At 64.0% G+C, this 17,884-nt stretch carries 15 protein-coding genes; 11 read left to right on the top strand and 4 right to left on the bottom strand.

Going from position 1 to position 17,884, the window contains the following annotated elements; all coding sequences use genetic code 11:
* Positions 1 to 15: 15 nt before the first annotated feature.
* The 8 genes from AC5QPF_RS26220 to AC5QPF_RS26185 all read left to right on the top strand — a co-directional run bounded on the left by AC5QPF_RS26220 (position 16) and on the right by AC5QPF_RS26185 (position 8,695).
* Positions 16 to 1,410 carry an ATP-binding protein gene (locus AC5QPF_RS26220; protein ID WP_494964254.1) on the top strand — a complete coding sequence of 465 codons (1,395 nt, stop codon included), beginning with the start codon at positions 16 to 18 and terminating at the stop codon, positions 1,408 to 1,410.
* Positions 1,411 to 1,592: 182 nt separating this feature from the next.
* Positions 1,593 to 2,459 (top strand): alpha/beta fold hydrolase, encoded by an 867-nt coding sequence (locus AC5QPF_RS26215; RefSeq protein WP_494960562.1) that lies wholly within the window; start codon positions 1,593 to 1,595, stop codon positions 2,457 to 2,459.
* Positions 2,459 to 2,881 carry a MarR family transcriptional regulator gene (locus tag AC5QPF_RS26210; RefSeq protein ID WP_494960561.1) on the top strand — a complete coding sequence of 141 codons (423 nt, stop codon included), beginning with the start codon at positions 2,459 to 2,461 and terminating at the stop codon, positions 2,879 to 2,881. The genes AC5QPF_RS26215 and AC5QPF_RS26210 overlap by 1 nt, the downstream gene beginning before the upstream one ends.
* Before the next feature lie 133 nt (positions 2,882 to 3,014).
* Entirely contained in the window at positions 3,015 to 4,277 is a 1,263-nt protein-coding gene (locus AC5QPF_RS26205; RefSeq protein WP_494960560.1) for an extracellular solute-binding protein, read from the top strand.
* A gap of 166 nt (positions 4,278 to 4,443) precedes the next feature.
* On the top strand, positions 4,444 to 5,352 hold the full coding sequence (locus AC5QPF_RS26200) for an ABC transporter permease subunit (RefSeq protein WP_494960559.1): 909 nt from the start codon (positions 4,444 to 4,446) through the stop codon (positions 5,350 to 5,352).
* On the top strand, positions 5,345 to 6,175 hold the full coding sequence (locus AC5QPF_RS26195; RefSeq protein ID WP_494960558.1) for an ABC transporter permease subunit: 831 nt from the start codon (positions 5,345 to 5,347) through the stop codon (positions 6,173 to 6,175). Before AC5QPF_RS26200 ends, AC5QPF_RS26195 begins: the two co-directional genes overlap by 8 nt.
* A gap of 3 nt (positions 6,176 to 6,178) precedes the next feature.
* Positions 6,179 to 7,333, top strand: coding sequence for a sn-glycerol-3-phosphate ABC transporter ATP-binding protein UgpC (locus AC5QPF_RS26190; protein WP_494960557.1), 1,155 nt, complete (start codon positions 6,179 to 6,181; stop codon positions 7,331 to 7,333).
* A gap of 54 nt (positions 7,334 to 7,387) precedes the next feature.
* Positions 7,388 to 8,695 carry a carbohydrate porin gene (locus tag AC5QPF_RS26185; protein WP_494960556.1) on the top strand — a complete coding sequence of 436 codons (1,308 nt, stop codon included), beginning with the start codon at positions 7,388 to 7,390 and terminating at the stop codon, positions 8,693 to 8,695.
* 131 nt (positions 8,696 to 8,826) lie between these two features.
* Here the strand turns inward: AC5QPF_RS26185 and AC5QPF_RS26180 are convergent, their stop codons facing one another.
* Complete coding sequence (locus AC5QPF_RS26180; protein ID WP_494964253.1) at positions 8,827 to 9,687, bottom strand: transcriptional regulator HexR; 861 nt, start codon at positions 9,685 to 9,687, stop codon at positions 8,827 to 8,829.
* Between the two features lie 210 nt (positions 9,688 to 9,897).
* Here AC5QPF_RS26180 and zwf point away from each other — a divergent pair, with 210 nt between their 5' ends.
* Genes zwf through AC5QPF_RS26165 form a run of 3 tightly spaced genes read left to right on the top strand, consistent with a single transcriptional unit; the run spans position 9,898 to position 12,764 of the window.
* Positions 9,898 to 11,370: a glucose-6-phosphate dehydrogenase gene (gene zwf / locus AC5QPF_RS26175; RefSeq protein ID WP_494960555.1), complete on the top strand. Its 1,473-nt coding sequence runs from the start codon at positions 9,898 to 9,900 to the stop codon at positions 11,368 to 11,370.
* On the top strand, positions 11,357 to 12,070 hold the full coding sequence (gene pgl, locus AC5QPF_RS26170) for a 6-phosphogluconolactonase (RefSeq protein WP_494960554.1): 714 nt from the start codon (positions 11,357 to 11,359) through the stop codon (positions 12,068 to 12,070). Before zwf ends, pgl begins: the two co-directional genes overlap by 14 nt.
* Before the next feature lie 16 nt (positions 12,071 to 12,086).
* Entirely contained in the window at positions 12,087 to 12,764 is a 678-nt protein-coding gene (locus tag AC5QPF_RS26165) for a bifunctional 4-hydroxy-2-oxoglutarate aldolase/2-dehydro-3-deoxy-phosphogluconate aldolase (protein ID WP_494960553.1), read from the top strand.
* An 85-nt stretch (positions 12,765 to 12,849) separates the two neighbouring features.
* Here the strand turns inward: AC5QPF_RS26165 and AC5QPF_RS26160 are convergent, their stop codons facing one another.
* The 3 genes from AC5QPF_RS26160 to AC5QPF_RS26150 form a co-directional block, all read right to left on the bottom strand.
* Positions 12,850 to 14,757, bottom strand: coding sequence for a methyl-accepting chemotaxis protein (locus AC5QPF_RS26160; protein ID WP_494964252.1), 1,908 nt, complete (start codon positions 14,755 to 14,757; stop codon positions 12,850 to 12,852).
* Positions 14,758 to 15,059: 302 nt separating this feature from the next.
* Positions 15,060 to 16,736 carry a 2-isopropylmalate synthase gene (leuA, locus tag AC5QPF_RS26155; RefSeq protein WP_494960552.1) on the bottom strand — a complete coding sequence of 559 codons (1,677 nt, stop codon included), beginning with the start codon at positions 16,734 to 16,736 and terminating at the stop codon, positions 15,060 to 15,062.
* Positions 16,737 to 17,058: 322 nt separating this feature from the next.
* On the bottom strand, positions 17,059 to 17,883 hold the full coding sequence (locus AC5QPF_RS26150; RefSeq protein WP_494960551.1) for a peptidoglycan DD-metalloendopeptidase family protein: 825 nt from the start codon (positions 17,881 to 17,883) through the stop codon (positions 17,059 to 17,061).
* Position 17,884 lies beyond the last annotated feature (1 nt).

Genomic DNA, 17,884 nt, shown 5'->3' with positions numbered 1-17,884 from the left:
TCGCTGCTGGGGCGCATGCTCCTGTTGACCTTGCTGGTGGTGGCGGTGGCTCAGGGGTTGTCGAGCGTGATCTGGCTCTCGCAACTGCGCGCCAGCCAGCGCGAGGGCCTGGTGGCCAGTGCCCGCAGCCTGGCTCACTCGATGAGCGCCAGCGTCAGCTACTTCCGCTCGTTGCCCCTGGCCTATCGCCCGCTGGCCCTGGACCAGCTACGCAGCATGGGCGGCACGCGTTTCTTCGTCTCGCTCAACGAGCGCCCGCTGGACATGCAGGCCCTGCCGTCAACGCCGCGCAAGGACGCTGTGGTCGCGGCCGTGGACGACGTGCTGCGCCAGCGACTCGGCGAGCAGATGCTGATTTCCGTGGAGTTCGTCAGCCCGCAGGACCTGCGCATTTTCAACAGCGGCCTGAAGCTCGACGAGCTGCCGCGCTCCTGGGCGCACTACGCGCTGACCCTGGAACCGGTGGAGCCGCCGGTGCTGGTGACGCAGATCCGCCTGGCCGAGGGCGAATGGCTGTACATCGCCTCGCTGCTGCCGGAGCCCTACACCAGCCTCGAAGACGAGGGCTTGCCGCGTCAGCAGTTGTGGTTCATTGGCTTGACCAGCTTCTTCCTGCTGCTGTTCATCGGCCTGCTGGTGCACTGGCAGAGCAGGCCGCTCAAGCGTCTGGCGATGGTCGCGCGGGAGATGTCGCTGGGGGCTGAGGTGGAGCCGGTGGTGGAGGGTGGTGGCAGCGAAGTGGAAGAGGTGGCGCGGGCGTTCAACACCATGCGCGAGCGGATCAGCCGCTACCTGACCGAGCGCAGCCAGTTGTTCAGCGCGATTTCCCATGACCTGCGCACGCCCATCACCCGCCTGCGGTTGCGGGTGGAATTGCTGGAGGACGAGCAGGTGCAGGCCAGGTTCAGTCGCGACCTGGACGAACTGGAGATGCTGGTGAAGGGCGCGCTGCAATGCGTGAAGGACACCGATATCCACGAGAACATCGAGCCCATCGATCTTAACCAGGTGTTGGAGTGTCTGGTCGAGCCCTACCTTGCCAGTGGCCAGGTCACGGTCAGCGGACGGGCCGAGGCGGCGTATCCGGGCAAGCCGCTGGCGCTGCGGCGGTGTATCGGCAACCTGATCGACAATGCCTTGAAGTATGGCGAGCGGGCGCATTTGCGGTTGCTCGATGGCGAGGACAGTTTTGTCCTGCATGTCGACGATGAAGGGCCGGGGGTGCCGGCGCAGCGGCTGGAACAGGTGTTCGAGCCGCATTTCAGGTTGGCCGGGACGCAGCAGGGGTATGGGTTGGGGCTAGGGATTGCGCGCAATATTGCGCATAGCCATGGGGGTGAGGTGAGTCTGCGGAATCTGCGGGAGGGCGGGTTGCGGGTGACCTTGAGTTTGCCGCGATATCGCGGGTGACTGTCAGGGCCTCATCGCTGGCAAGCCAGGTTGTCTAATGTCCCTGAGTGCGGCGCGGTACCTGTGGGAGCTGGTTTGCCAGCGATGAGGCCCGCAAGATCAGCACAAGTTGCGCGACTCGCCAGTCATTATTTCGCATGTTAAATAATAGCTTCACACCTATCCCGACCCCAGGCCCCGCCATGACCCGAACCACCCACACGGTCCCCTGTACTGACGGCTTCATCCTCCGCGCCAACCTGTTCGGCACTCCCGCCACGGCCAGGGCCCTGGTCCTGCTGCACCCGGCCACCGGGGTGACCGAGCGTATGTACGCCGTCTTCGCTACCCATCTCGCCGAACAGGGTTTCCTCGCCCTGACCTACAACTACCGCGGTCTGCAAGCCGGCACTCCGGCCAAGGCGGTCAAGGCCGGCTTCAGCACCTGGGCCGACCTCGACGTGGAAGCGGTTACGCACTGGGCCGCCGGCGAATTCCCCGACCTGCCGCTACTCGCCGTCGGCCACAGCTTCGGCGGCCATGCCATTGGCTTGTGCGACAGCAGCCGCCTGCTCAGCGGCGCGGTCATGATCGCCTCGCAAGCGGGCTGCCTGCGCTTTATCCGCCCCACCGCCGAACGCCTGCGGGTCACCGCCCTGCTCAAGGTGATCGGGCCACTCTGCGCGCGGCTTATGGGCTATGTGCCGGGCCGTAAGCTGGGTATCGGCGAAGACCTGCCAGCCCAGGTGATGCTCGAGTGGTGCCGCTGGACCTCGCTGCCCAATTACTTCTTCGATGATCCGACAATGAACGCCGTCGAACGCTTCCGCCGCCCGCGCATGCCGGTGCTGGCCATCGGGTTCAATGACGATCACTGGGCGCCGCCCGAGGCCATCGATCTGATGAGCGGCCACCTGGCCAATTGCGCGCTGGAGCGCCGCCAGTACGGCCCGGCAGACAGCCAGGGCCAGTCCATCGGGCACCTGGGCTTCTTCCGCGATCGCCATGCCGCAACGCTATGGCCGCAGGTCAGTGACTGGCTGGCGCGGCAGGTCGGGGAGGGCGCCTGATGAGTCACGACCGTCGTTATGTCCTGCTCCTGAACACCGCGCAGAAACGCCTTCGTCGCCATCTGGAGCAGCACGCCGAACAGCGCGCCGGGATCAGCGTCGTCCAGGCCGGTGCACTGTTTGCCTTGCTCAAGCAGGACGGCGCGCTGAGCACCGAGGTCGCCAGCCAGCTGGATATCGCTCCGTCGGCCATGACCGGACTCGCCGATCGCATGGTCCGCGCCGGCCTGCTTGAGCGCCGCGTCGACGCGCAGGACAAGCGCATCAACCGCCTCTGGCTGACCGACCACGGTCGCGAGGTGGCGGCCATTGCCCATGGAGGACTGGCGCCGCTCAACCACACCTTGGGCGAGGGCTTCAGCGCCGAGGAAATGCAGGTGGTCTCCCGCTGGCTGACGGCGGTGGCAGAACGCTTTGCCTGAAACCGCGAATGTCACCACCCGGTGACATTCGCGCATCCCTTCGTTACTTGCCTGCCACGGTGGCTGGTTAGACTCCAATGCAAGCGCAAGCACCCTGACTTGCCCGGCATAACAACAAGAAAGGTTCCTCTCGATGAATGCGATCACCCGACTTGCCACCGTCGTTTCCCTTGCCTCGCTGTTTCCCCTGAGCGCCCTGGCCGACAATCCCGGCACCGTCGAAGTCCTGCACTGGTGGACCTCCGGCGGCGAAGCCCGCGCCGTGGAAACCCTCAAGCAGCAGGTGCAGAAGGACGGTTTCGTGTGGAAGGACAACGCCGTCGCCGGTGGTGGTGGCGCCGCCGCCATGACCGTGCTCAAGACCCGCGCCATCTCCGGCAACCCGCCATCCGCCGCGCAGATCAAGGGCCCGGATATCCAGGAGTGGGGCGCTCTCGGCCTGCTCACCGAGCTGGACGAGGTGGCCGACGCGAACAAGTGGGATGACCTGTTGCCGAAGAAGGTTGCCGAGATCATGAAGTACGACGGCCACTACGTCGCCGTGCCGGTGAACATCCACCGGGTCAACTGGCTGTGGATCAACCCGCAGGTGTTCGACAAGGCTGGCGCCAAGGTGCCGACCACCCTCGACGAACTCTTCGCCGCCGCCGACAAGCTCAAGGCCGCCGGTTTCATCCCCCTGGCCCATGGCGGCCAGCCGTGGCAGGACAGCACGGTGTTCGAGGACATCGCTCTGAGCATCCTCGGGCCCAAGGGTTATCACGCCGCCTTCGTCGACCTCGACGAGAAGACCCTGACCGGGGCGAAGATGGTCGAGGTGTTCACCACCCTCAAGCGCCTCGGCACCTACATGGACCCCAACCGCGCCGGGCGTGACTGGAACATCGCCGCCGCCGAGGTGATCAACGGCAAGGCCGGCATGCAGATCATGGGCGACTGGGCCAAGAGCGAATGGACCGCCGCCGGCAAGGTGGCAGGCAAGGACTACCAGTGCGTGCCGTTCCCCGGGACCCAGGGCAGCTTCGCCTACAACATCGACTCGCTGGCGATGTTCAAGCTGAAGAACGCCAACGACATCAAGGCGCAGAACGACCTGGCCAAGGTGGCCCTGGAGCCGGAATTCCAGACCGTGTTCAACCAGAACAAGGGTTCGCTGCCGGTGCGCCAGGACATGGACATGAGCCAGTTCGACGCCTGCACGCAGAAGTCCTCGGCGGACTTCAAGGAAGCGGCCACGGGTGATGGCCTGCAACCGAGCATGGCGCACAACATGGCCACGACCCTGGCGGTTCAGGGGGCGATCTTCGATGTGGTGACCAACTTCCTCAATGATCCGGGGGCGTCGCCGGAGACCGCGGTGAAGCAGCTGGATTCGGCGATCAAGTCGGCCAAGTAGTCTCAGGTCTAGCGGTGCACGCGGTCCCTGTGGGAGCGGGTTCACCCGCGATTGCGATAGTGGATTCACCGACGCCATCGCGGGTAAACCCGCTCCCACCCGGTCCCCGTCAGACCAATGAATTGTGTGTTGACTTGCCCCTGTCTGACACCGGAGATCCCTGATCATGACCACAGCAATCGCCCACCGGCGAGCCTCCCCCCTGGACGCCCTCCAGCGCTGGCTGCCCAAACTGGTCCTGGCCCCCAGCATGCTCATCGTGCTGGTCGGCTTCTACGGCTACATCCTCTGGACCTTGCTGCTGTCCTTCACCAACTCCAGCTTCATGCCCAGCTACAAGTGGGTCGGCCTGGCCCAGTACGCGCGGCTGATGGACAACGACCGCTGGTGGGTGGCGAGCAAGAACCTGCTGGTGTTCGGCGGCCTGTTCATCGCCATCAGTCTGGTCGTCGGCGTGTTCCTGGCGATCCTGCTGGACCAGCGCATCCGCCGCGAAGGCTTCATCCGCACCGTCTACCTGTACCCCATGGCCCTGTCGATGATCGTCACCGGCACCGCCTGGAAATGGCTGCTCAACCCCGGCCTGGGCCTGGACAAGCTGCTGCGTGACTGGGGCTGGGAGGGCTTTCGCTTCGACTGGCTGGTGGACCCGGACCGGGTCGTCTACTGCCTGGTGATCGCCGCCGTGTGGCAGGCCTCGGGTTTCGTCATGGCGCTGTTCCTCGCCGGCCTGCGCGGGGTCGATTCGTCCATCGTCCGCGCCGCGCAGGTCGACGGCGCCAGTCTGCCGACCATCTACCTGCGCATCGTCCTGCCGAGCCTGCGCCCGGTGTTCTTCAGCGCGCTGATGATCCTTGCCCATATTGCGATCAAGAGCTTCGACCTGGTCGCTGCCATGACCGCCGGCGGTCCCGGCTACGCCTCCGACCTGCCGGCGATGTTCATGTACTCCTTCACCTTCAGCCGCGGCCAGATGGGCATGGGCTCGGCCGGCGCGATCCTCATGCTCGGCGCGATCCTGGCGATCCTGGTGCCGTACCTCTACTCGGAACTGCGAGGCAAGCGCCATGACTAGTTCGCTGCGCCTGAGCCGCATCGCCATCTATGCCACCCTGCTGGCGGCCTGCGCGGTGTACCTGGTTCCCTTGCTGGTGATGCTCCTGACCAGCTTCAAGACCCCGGACGACATCCGCACCGGCAACCTGCTGAGCTGGCCCGAGGTGGTCACCGGCATCGGCTGGATCAAGGCCTGGGACACGGTGGGCGGCTACTTCTGGAATTCGGTGAAGATCACCGTGCCGGCGGTGCTGATTTCCACGCTGCTCGGTGCGCTCAACGGCTACGTGCTGTCGATGTGGCGCTTTCGCGGCTCGCAGCTGTTCTTCGGCTTGCTGCTGTTCGGCTGCTTCCTGCCGTTCCAGACCGTGCTGCTGCCGGCCTCGTTCACCCTTGGCAAGCTCGGCCTGGCCAGTACCACCACCGGGCTGGTGCTGGTGCATATCGTCTACGGCCTGGCTTTCACCACGTTGTTCTTCCGCAACTACTACTGCAGCGTGCCGGAAGCCCTGGTGCGCGCGGCGCGGCTGGACGGGGCGGGGTTCTTCACCATCTTCGGGCGGATCCTGCTGCCCATGTCGGTGCCGATCATCATGGTCTGCCTGATCTGGCAGTTCACCCAGATCTGGAACGACTTCCTGTTCGGCGTGGTGTTCGCCAGCGGCGACGCGCAACCGATCACCGTGGCCCTGAACAACCTGGTCAACACCAGCACCGGGGTCAAGGAATACAACGTCGACATGGCCGCGGCGATGATCGCCGGCCTGCCGACCCTGCTGGTCTATGTCCTCGCGGGCAAATATTTCCTGCGCGGGCTCACCGCCGGCGCGGTCAAGGGGTGAAGCATGGCAACGCTTGAACTTCGCAACGTCAACAAGCGCTACGGCAGCGGCTTACCGGATACCTTGAAGAACATCGAACTGAAGATCGATTCAGGGGAGTTCCTGATCCTGGTCGGCCCGTCCGGCTGCGGCAAATCCACCCTGATGAACTGCATAGCGGGGCTTGAGGACATCAGCGGCGGCGCGATCCTGGTGGACGACGCCGATATCAGCGGCATGAGCCCCAAGGACCGGGACATTGCCATGGTGTTCCAGTCCTACGCGCTGTACCCGACCATGAGCGTGCGCGACAACATCGCCTTCGGCCTGAAGATTCGCAAGATGCCGGCGGCGGCCATCGACGAGGAGGTGGCGCGGGTCGCCCGCCTGCTGCAGATCGAGCACCTGCTGGCGCGCAAGCCCGGCCAGCTGTCCGGCGGCCAGCAGCAGCGCGTGGCCATGGGCCGGGCGCTGGCGCGGCGGCCGAAGATCTACCTGTTCGACGAGCCGCTGTCGAACCTCGACGCCAAGTTGCGGGTGGAGATGCGTACCGAGATCAAGCTGATGCACCAGCGTCTGAAGACCACCACCGTCTACGTCACCCACGACCAGATCGAGGCAATGACCCTGGGTGACAAGGTGGCGGTGATGAAGGACGGGCTGATCCAGCAGTTCGGCACGCCGCAGCAGATCTACAACGACCCGGCGAACCTGTTTGTCGCCAGCTTCATCGGCTCGCCGCCGATGAACTTCATCCCGCTGCGCCTGCAACGCCGAGAGGGGCGCCTGATGGCCCTGCTTGACAGTGGCCAGGCGCGCTGCGAGCTGCCCCTGGGACTGAGCGAGGCGGGGCTGGAGGATCGCGACGTGATCCTCGGCATCCGCCCGGAACAGATCGGCCTGGCCCCCGCCGAGGCCAACGGCTTGCCGAGCATCCGTGCCGAAGTGCAGGTCACCGAACCCACCGGGCCGGACCTGCTGCTGTTCGTCACCCTCAACCAGACCAAGGTCTGCTGCCGCCTGCCGCCGGATGTGCCGGCGCGGGTCGGTGACAGCCTGACCCTGCAATTCGATCCGGCCCGGGTGCTGCTGTTCGACGCCGCCAGCGGCGAACGCCTGGGCCAGATCGGCAACCCGCGCACGACGACGGGCAATGTGGCGCAGTTCAAGGGCCGTTAACTTCGGCCGCCGTGCATGAATCACCATCGATAACAAGAAACGAGGAAAGAACGGATGGAGTACTTCAAGCGCAGTCTGGGATGGAGTCCGCTGGCCTTGCTGGTGGCGGTGACGAGCAATTCGGCCCTGGGCGCCGGGGCCTTCGACCCCTCATCGAAATGGATGAGCGGTGACTGGGGCGGGACCCGTACCGAACTGCTGGAAAAGGGTTACGACTTCACCCTCGACTATGTCGGCGAGGCGGCGACCAACCTGCATGGCGGCTACAACGACGACCGCACGGCGCGCTGGAGCGACCAGTTCGCCCTCGGCATGAAGCTCGACCTGCAGAAGATCCTTGGCTGGAACGATGCCGAGTTCAAGCTGGCGATCACTGAGCGCAGCGGCCGCAACCTGTCCAACGACCGCATCAGCGACCCGCGCGCCGGTCAGTTCAGCTCTGTGCAGGAAGTCTGGGGCCGTGGCCAGACCTGGCGGCTGACGCAGATGTGGGTCAAGCAGAAGTACTTCGACGGTGCGCTGGACGTGAAGGTCGGGCGCTTCGGCGAGGGCGAGGACTTCAACAGCTTCCCTTGCGACTTCCAGAACCTGGCGTTCTGCGGCTCGCAGGTGGGCAACTGGGTCGGTGGCATCTGGTACAACTGGCCGGTGAGCCAGTGGGCGATGCGGGTGAAGTACAACATCACGCCGGAGTTCTTCGCCCAGGTCGGGGTGTTCGAGCAGAACCCTTCCAACCTGGAGACCGGCAACGGCTTCAAGCTCAGCGGCAGCGGGACCAAGGGCATGATCCTGCCGGTGGAGCTGGTGTGGGCGCCGCAGGTCAACGGGCTGCCGGGTGAGTACCGGCTGGGCTACTACTACAGCACCGCCAAGGCCGATGATATCGAGGACCCGTCGCGGACCCACTCGAGCAAGCATGGCTGGTGGGTGGTGGCACAGCAGCAGGTCACCGCGCATAACGGCGATGCCAATCGCGGGCTGAACCTGTTCGCCAACTTCACCGTGCACGACAAGGCCACCAACGTGGTGGACAACTATCAGCAGGTCGGGCTGGTGTACAAGGGCGCGTTCGATGGGCGGCCGAAGGATGACATCGGCTTCGGTGTGGCGCGGATCCATGTGAATGACGATGTGAAGAAGCGCTCGGAGCTGCTCAATGCGGCCAATGGCATCGACGACTATGACAACCCGGGGTTCATGCCGATCCAGCGCACCGAGTACAACGCCGAGCTGTACTACGGCTTCCATGTCACCAACTGGCTGACGGTGCGGCCGAACCTGCAGTACATCAAGAGCCCGGGAGGGGTGGACGAGGTGGACGACGCGCTGGTGGCGGGGCTAAAGATCCAGACGTCGTTCTGATTTGTAGTAAGTTTACAAACTTATAAAGGCGGACGCGGACCCTGTGGGAGCGGGTTCACCCGCGATTGCGGAGGTTAATTCACTACCGTAATCGCGGGTGAACCCGCTCCCACAAAGTCCGCGTCGTGGCTTCAACTCAACTCATCATCCAGCGGATAGCGGCTGGCATTCAGGCTTTCCTTGATCTTGCGCAGGTGCGGCTGGAAATCCGCCCCGCGGCGCAAGGTCATGCCGGTGGCCAGTACATCCAGCACCGTCAGCTGGATGATCCGCGAGGTCATCGGCATATAGATGTCGGTATCTTCCGGCAGCGGAATGTTCAGGCTCAAGCTGCTGGCATTGGCCAGCGGCGAGTTGGCGGCGGTCAGGGCCAGTACCGAAGCGCCGTTGTCCCGCGCCAGACGCGCCACTTCCACCAGCTCGCGGGTGCGCCCGGTGTAGGAAATGATCACGAACAGGTCCCCGGTATGCGCGACCGAGGCCAGCATGCGCTGCATCAGCACGTCGGCATGGGCCGATACTGCCAGGTTGAAGCGGAAGAACTTGTGCTGCGCATCCAGCGCCACCGGTGCCGAGGCGCCGAGACCGAAGAAATGGATCTGCCGGGCCTGGATCAGCAGGTCCACGGCGCGGCTGATCAGCGCCGGATCCAGTTGCTGGCAGGCCACGTCCAGTGAGGCGATGGTGCTGCCGAAGATCTTCTGCGTGTAGGCTGCCGGATCATCGTCGGCTTCCACTGCGCGGCTGACGTAGGCGGCGCCGCTCGCCAGGCTCTGCGCCAATTGCAGCTTGAGTTCCGGATAGCCGCTGACCCCGAACGAGCGGCAGAAACGGTTGACGGTCGGCTCGCTGACCTTGGCCGCCTGGGCCAGTGCGGCGATGCTGAAACGGGTCGATTGCTGGGGGCTGCGGAGGATGACTTCGGCGACTTTGCGCTCTGCCTTGTTCAGCTCGTCGAGACGGCCCTGGATCTGTTCCAGGAGGTTTCGCACGCGGTCCATGGGGGTTCCTTCGGTCGGGGAGTCGGCCGATTCGCGCGAGCGCGGGCCGTGGTCACAAGGTCGTATCCTACTGATGGCATGGTTACTGCACCACTTGAATCTGTCCGATATGCCTGATGTTGTGGTTTTTACTACATTTGTTCTTGATAACTACAGTCGAAAACGGTATTTCTACAACCACTTGGTAAAAGAACCTACAACATGTCTTCGATCCCGGTTGAACCCTGCACCTTTGCCCTGTTCGGCGCCCTTGGCGACCTGGCGCTGCGCAAGCTGTTCCCGGCCCTCTACCAGCTGGACCGCGCCGAGCTGCTGCATCCGCAGACCCGCCTGCTGGCCCTGGCCCGCGAGGCCGGCAGCGAGGAGCAGCACCTGGCGGCGATCGAGGCGCACCTGCATGAGTTCGTCGCATCCGACGAAATCGACGTCAGCGTCCTGCAACGTTTCCTTGCACGGCTGAGCCATGTGCACATGGACTTTCTCGATGCTCAGGCCTATCCGGCGCTGGTCGAGGCGGTGGCCCCGGACGTGCCGTTGATCGCCTACTTCGCTACCCCGGCGGCGGTCTACGGCGGCATCTGCGAGAACCTGGCCAGGGTCGGCCTGGCCGAGCGCACCCGGGTGGTACTGGAGAAGCCCATCGGCCACGATCTGGAATCGTCGCGGCGGGTCAATGACGCGGTGGCGCAGTTCTTCCCGGAAAACCGCATTTATCGCATCGATCACTATCTGGGCAAGGAGACGGTGCAGAACCTGATCGCGCTGCGATTCGCCAACAGCCTGTTCGAGACCCAGTGGAACCAGACCTCGATTTCCCATGTGGAAATCACCGTGGCCGAGAAGGTCGGCATCGAAGGCCGCTGGGGCTACTTCGACAAGGCCGGGCAACTGCGCGACATGATCCAGAACCACTTGCTGCAACTGCTCTGCCTGATCGCCATGGACCCGCCCAGCGACCTCTCTGCCGACAGCATCCGCGACGAGAAGGTCAAGGTGCTCAAGGCCCTTGCACCGATCAGCGGTGAAGGCTTGGGCACCCGTGTGGTGCGTGGCCAGTACATTGCGGGGCACAGCGACGGTCGTGCGCTACCGGGTTACCTGGATGAAGACAACGCCAACACCCACAGCGACACCGAGACCTTCGTCGCCCTGCGCGCCGATATCCGCAACTGGCGCTGGGCCGGGGTGCCGTTCTACCTGCGCACCGGCAAGCGCATGCCGCAGAAGCTGTCTCAGATCGTCATCCACTTCAAGGAGCCACAGCACTACATCTTCGCGGCGGAACAGCGTTTGCAGATCGGCAACAAGCTGATCATCCGCCTGCAGCCGGACGAGGGCATTTCGCTACGGGTGATGACCAAGGAGCAGGGCCTGGACAAGGGCATGCAACTGCGCAGCAGCCCGCTGCAACTGAATTTCTCCGACAGCACCTTTCGCAGCGCGCGGATTCCCGACGCCTACGAGCGGTTGCTGCTGGAGGTGATGCGTGGCAACCAGAACCTGTTTGTGCGCAAGGATGAAATCGAATACGCGTGGAAATGGTGCGACCAACTGATCGCCGGCTGGAAACAATCCGGCGAGGCGCCCCGACCGTACGCGGCGGGCACCTGGGGGCCGGTGGCGGCGGTCGCGCTGATTACCCGCGATGGGAGGTCTTGGTATGGCGATATCTGAATTGCAGTGGCCGGCGACGGTCACCGCGCTTGAACTGAAGAATGCCGAGCAGTTGGCGAAGCGGCTGGCCACGGACGTTGCCGAACAGCTGCGCGCGGCGATCGCGGCGAAAGGAAGGGCGGTGCTGGTGGTCTCCGGCGGACGCAGCCCGGTGGCCTTCTTCCAGGCCCTGGCGCAGGCAGCGCTGGACTGGTCGAAGGTGACCGTCAGCCTCGCCGACGAGCGCTGGGTGCCGGTGGAGCATGTCGACAGCAACGAAGGCCTGCTGCGTCGTTATCTGCTCCAGGGCAATGCGGCGAAGGCGCGGTTCTTCGGCCTCTACCGCAACGCCGCCAGCCTGGACGCCGCCGCGCTGGCGACCGACCAGGCCCTGGCCGAGCTGCCGCCGATCGATGTGCTGGTGCTGGGCATGGGCGACGACGGCCACACCGCCTCGCTGTTCCCAGGAAGCCCCAACTTGCAGGAAGGTCTGCAGGCCGATGGCGAACGCCGCTGCCTGCCGATGCTGGCGCCCAGCGTGCCGCACCAGCGCCTGACCCTGACCCGGCGACTGTTGGCCGCAGCCGGCTTCACTGCCTTGTCCGTGCAAGGCGCCGGCAAACTCGCTACCCTGCGCGCCGCGCTGGAAGGCGACGACCTGGCGCAGATGCCGATTCGCGCCTTCCTTCACGACCCTTTGCGCATCTACTGGTGCCCATGAGCCAAGGACCCCTGTCATGACCACCCTCGAACGCCAGAAGCCATTGCTGACCATGGCTGAAAAAATCACCCGGATCGACGCGATCTGCGGCCAGGCGCGCATCCTTCCCGTGATCACCATCGCCCGTGAGGCCGATATCCTGCCGCTGGCCGACGCCCTGGCCGCCGGCGGCATCCGCACCCTGGAAGTGACCCTGCGCTCCGAGCACGGCCTCAAGGCCATCAAGGTCCTGCGCGAGCAGCGTCCGGAGCTGTGCGTCGGCGCGGGTACGGTGCTCGATCGCGCGCAGTTCGACGCGGTGGAAGCGGCGGGCGCGCAATTCGTGGTGACCCCGGGGGTGACCCGGGAGATTCTCCAGGCAGGCGTCGACAGCGACATCCCGCTGCTGCCGGGGATCTGCACGCCGTCGGAAATCATGATGGGTTATGCCATGGGCTATCGCCGCTTCAAGCTGTTCCCGGCGGAAATCAGCGGTGGCGTGGCAGCGATCAAGGCCTTCGCCGGGCCGTTCGCCGACGTGCGTTTCTGCCCCACCGGCGGGGTCAAGCCGGACAACCTGCACAGCTACATGAGCCTGCCCAACGTGATGTGCGTGGGCGGCACCTGGATGCTCGACAGTGGCTGGATCAAGAACGGCGACTGGGCCGCGGTGGAGAAGTGCAGCGCCGAGGCGATGGCGATGTTCGACGAATAACCATTACGTTGTGTGCTTTACGGCTGTTCGGGGCGCTTGGTCGGCGCCCCTTTTTTTGCCTGGGGTATCTTGCTCGAATCCTGGGTCACGCCACCTTGAAGCGACTCACCAGCTGCTGCTGATGTTCTGCCAGGCGCGCCAGCTCCTGGCTGGTCACGGCCGTCTGCTGCGCCCCGGCACTGACCTGGATGACCAGGTCGTTGATCTCGTTGACGTTGCGGTTGATGTCCTCGGACACCGCGCTCTGCTCCTCGACGGCGGAAGCGATCTGCAAGGTGCGGTCGCTGATATTGGCGACGCCCTCGGTGATTCGCTCCAGCAGCTCGCCGGCGCGGCCGATGCGCTGCGCACCTTCCTGGGCCTTGCCCAGGGTGTTCAGCATCGAGGCGTTGGCGCGGTCCGAGCCGGCCTGCAGGTTGCTGATCATCTGCTGGATGCTGCCGGTGGATTCCTGGGTGCGCTGGGCGAGGGTGCGCACCTCGGTGGCGACCACGGCGAAACCGCGACCGTGGTCACCGGCCCGGGCCGCCTCGATGGCAGCGTTGAGGGCCAGCAGGTTGGTCTGGTCGGCGATATCGCGGATCACGTCGAGCACCGAGGTGATGGCGTCGCTTTCCTGCTTGAGGTTGTCGATGATGTCCGCCGTCTGCTCGGCCTGGCCGGAGAGTTCACGGATCAGCAGGATGGTGCCTTCGATTTCCTCGCGGCCCTGGGTGGTGCTGGCGTGGATCTGCTTCGACAGGTCCGCTGCGTCGCTGGTGCTGTGGGCGACATCGCGCACCGTGGCGCTCATTTCGTTGATCGCGGTGGCCACCGACTCGGTGCTCATGCGCTGTTGCTCGACACTGCGGCTGGTCTGCAGGGTAACCGCCGAGGACTCTTCGGCCGCCGTGGCAACCTGGGTGGTGGCGCTGCCGATCTCCTCGATGACGCTGGTCATTTCCCGGGCCATGCGATCGAGGTTATCGGCGATCTGGCCGAACTCGTCCTGGCTGCGATAGCGGGTACGCACGGTCAGGTCGCGGTTGGACAGGCCGTTGAGGGTGGCATTGATATCGACCACGGCGCTGCCGATGGCACGAATGATGATCCACGACAGCATGGCTACCACCACCAGCGCCACCAGCGCAGCGAGGATCGTCAGCCACAGCGCCTGGCTGGCGCGGTCGAGGGCCTCCTGGGCGAGGGCGCTGACGTTTTGCGCCAGGCTCTTTTCCACTTCGCTCATCTGGTCGATGCGCTGGGTCGAGGTTTCGAACCAGGACTCCGGGGTAATCGCCAGGGACTGCCCCAGCGGCACCTCGAAGGCCATGCGCTGCAGCCGGCTGACATCGCTGGCGGCACTGGTGCTCAGGCGGGCGTCATATTGGTCGAGAAGGCTGGCGGGGACCTTGAGGCGGAAGCCTTCCGAATAGGCGGAGTATTCACCGAGGTTGCGACTGAAGCGCGACAGCAGGTTGGCATCGAAATGGTCCTGGCTGAATACCAGGCCCAACAACACCCGCTCGCGGCCGGCGCGCTCCTTGAGTTCGATGAATTGATTGAGTGCCCCCAGTGCGCGTATCACCGCGGGGTCGCTGACATGGCTTTCCAGTTCATGGGTAAAACCGATCAGGCGTTGAATGATTGCGGTATAGCGCTCGCCGGAAACAGTGCTGTTGATTGCCAGTTTGTCGACTTGCGAGCGCAACTGTCCCAGCTCTTCCAGGCTGCCCAACAGTTTTTTCGTCCCGCTGTTCTGCGTGGTAGAGAGTGCCCTTACGCCTTGATCGCTATCCTGGCGCATCTGGCTTAAGCGATTACCCATGTTCTTGCCGGAACTGCCGATGAATACGCCGCTGGCGCCGCGTTCGCGCTGCAGCCTAGTGATCAGCTCGCTGAGGGTTTGCGCAGTGGAGCTGGCGTCGACCGTGGCTTGCATGTCGCTGTGGGTCTTGAAGTTGCTGGAGATGAATAACGCCGAAAGTATAAGGAATCCGCTTAAGGGTAATATCAGTATCAATAGCAATTTGTAGCGAAGTGGCAGGTTGGTCAGCACGTCTCTAGTCCCCGATGAAGTTTTGCAAGGGTGGTGATAAATAGCGCACTGATATTGTTATTGGTTAAGTGGCGCATGGCCATTATAGTACGGTCGTACAGGGTGCGTGCGATAGAAGGGAAGTATTAAAAGTGTGATTGGTTTTTTATTAAGAGTTGTAAATGAATAAAACAACTGATCCAGGTCATTACTTTTTCGCAGGCAAAAAAATGCCCGCCTGGATAGGCGGGCATTCATTCGCGAGGTGACTCAGCGCATCACGCGGCCTTGTTGGCGGCCTGCTGGCTCAGCGAGCGGTTCAGCGCACTGAACAGCGCCTTGAAGCTGGCCGTGGTGATGTTTTCATCGATGCCCACGCCATGTACCGGACGACCGCCGGCCACACGCAGTTCAATGTACGCCGCCGCCTTGGCATTGGTGCCGGCACCGATGGCGTGCTCGTTGTAGTCCATGATCTCCACGGCGACCGGCAGGCCGGCCACCAGGGCTTCCAGGGCGCCATTGCCCTTGCCGCGCCAGTGCAGGGTGGTCTCGCCTTCACCGGAGACTTCCACTTCCACGGCACTGTGGCCGTTCTCTTCCTGCAGGCGATGGCTGACCAGCGCATACGGCGAGTTGGCTTGCAGGTACTCGCGCTGCAGCAGTTTGTAGATCTGCTGCGCAGTCATTTCCAGGCCCAGGCGGTCGGTTTCACCCTGGACCACCTGGCTGAACTCGATCTGCATGCGGCGTGGCAGGCTGATGCCGTATTCCTGTTCCAGCAGGTAGGTGATACCACCCTTGCCCGACTGGCTGTTGACGCGGATCACCGCCTCGTAGCTGCGGCCGATGTCGGCCGGGTCGATCGGCAGGTACGGCACTTCCCACAGGGTGTCGTCCTTCTGCTGGGCGAAGCCCTTGCGGATGGCGTCCTGGTGCGAGCCGGAGAACGCGGTGTGGACCAGGTCGCCGACGTACGGGTGACGCGGGTGCACCGGCAACTGGTTGCATTCCTCGACGACCTTGCGCACGCCGTCGATATCGGAGAAGTCCAGCTCAGGGTCGATGCCCTGGGTGTACAGGTTCAGCGCCAGGGTCACCAGGTCGACGTTGCCGGTACGCTCGCCGTTGCCGAACAGGCAGCCTTCGGCACGGTCGGCACCGGCCATCAGGCCCAGCTCGGTGGCGGCGATGCCGGTGCCGCGGTCGTTGTGGCAGTGCAGGCTGATCACCACGCTGTCACGACGGCTGACGTTGCGGCAGAACCACTCGATCTGGTCGGCGTAGACGTTCGGCGTCGAGACTTCGACGGTGGCCGGCAGGTTGAGGATGATCTTGTGTTCGGGAGTCGGGTTCCACACCTCGATGACCGCGTCGCAGACTTCCTTGGCGAACTCCATCTCGGTGGCGCTGAAGGTTTCCGGCGAGTACTGGAAGGTCCACTGGGTTTCCGGCTGCTGGGCCGCGTATTTGACGAACAGCTTGGCCGCGTTCACCGCGATGTCTTTCACGCCCTGCTTGTCCTGGTTGAAGACGATGCGGCGGAACGACGGGCTGGTGGCGTTGTACAGGTGGACGATGGCCTTCTTCGCGCCGCGCAGCGATTCGAAGGTGCGCGAGATCAGGTCTTCGCGGGCCTGGGTCAGCACCTGGATGGTGGTGTCGTCAGGGATGTGGCCGTCTTCGATCAGGGTGCGGACGAAGTCGAAGTCGGTCTGCGAGGCCGACGGGAACGAGGCTTCGATTTCCTTCACGCCCACGCTGACCAGGGTCTTCCAGAAGCGCAGTTTCTTTTCCGAGTCCATCGGCTCGATCAGCGACTGGTTGCCGTCGCGCAGGTCGGAGCTGCACCAGATCGGCGCCTGGGTGATGGTCTTCGACGGCCAGGTGCGGTCAGGCAAGTCGATGGTCGGGAACGCGCGGTACTTCTTCGAAGGGTCTTTGAGCATGGTCATGTGGGCAATCCTTGAATGCGGCCTGGAACGGGCCTGCCGAAACTGAAAATTTTTGGATGGGCGAGGCGACGCGGTTCAGCTTGGTAGTCGTGCACTGACCAGGCAAAGGCTGCGGTGTTGGCGAAGGCGGATAAGCGTTTCAAAGGTTTTCATGCCCTCAACCCTACCCAGTGGGGTGAAAGATGGCAAGCGCCTCGGAAAAATTGATAGAAATGTGCGGAAACAGCAATTTATCGGCATTTAATCGCGCACTGAAACGAAAAAGACCGCGTCGGTTGCGCGGTCTTTTTGATTGGCGCAAGGGCGCCGTTCGGCTTGTTGCTCAGGGCTGGAAGGCACCGATGAAAATCGCCGGGTCGACCCGCGCATCGTTGAGGCTGACGTTCCAGTGCATGTGCGGGCCGGTCGCGCGACCGGTGGAGCCGACCTTGCCGACCACCGCACCGCGGGTCAGGACCTGGCCGGGCTTCACGTCGATCTTCGACAGGTGGCAGAACATGCTGATGAAACCCTGGCCGTGATCGACGAACACCGTGTTGCCATTGAAGAAGTAGTTGCCGGTAAGGATCACCTTGCCGTTGGCCGGGGTCTTGATCGGCGTGCCGGCGGGGACGGCGAAGTCCAGGCCGGAGTGCGGGTTGCGTTCCTCGCCATTGAAGAAGCGACGCACACCGAAGCGGCTCGACAGCGGCCCGTTGACCGGTTTGTCCAGCAGCAGGTTGCTCGGCGTGCCCGGGCTGAAGCTGCGGTAGGCCTTGATCTGCTCGGCAAGCTCCGCATCGATGCGCTTGAGGTCGGCCGGGTTCGGGTTGACCTGGCGCTGGTTCTTCAGGGTGATGTGCTGTTCCTGGTACTTCTTGCTACCCACGGTGAAGCTCAGGTTGCGGCTGCCCTGGGTCAGGGTGGCAGCGCCGGGCTTCTGGGTCAGCGGCAGGCCGACGATGGCCAGCCAGTTGGCGCCTTCCTTCACCACCAGCACGGGCTTGCCATCGAAACGCGCGACCAGCGGCTGGGCCGACGGGCCGAGGTCGACCACGGCGACGCCGCCGGGCACCGGCTTGTTCAGCTGGCGAGTGATGTAGCTGGCGTGGGCACTACTGGCGAAGGTGAGGCAGAGCAGAAACAGGGATACGAGCAGTCGTGGCATG

Source organism: Pseudomonas sp. Con_6 (assembly GCF_059379395.1).
This window is presented reverse-complemented; position numbering and strand designations above follow the sequence as displayed.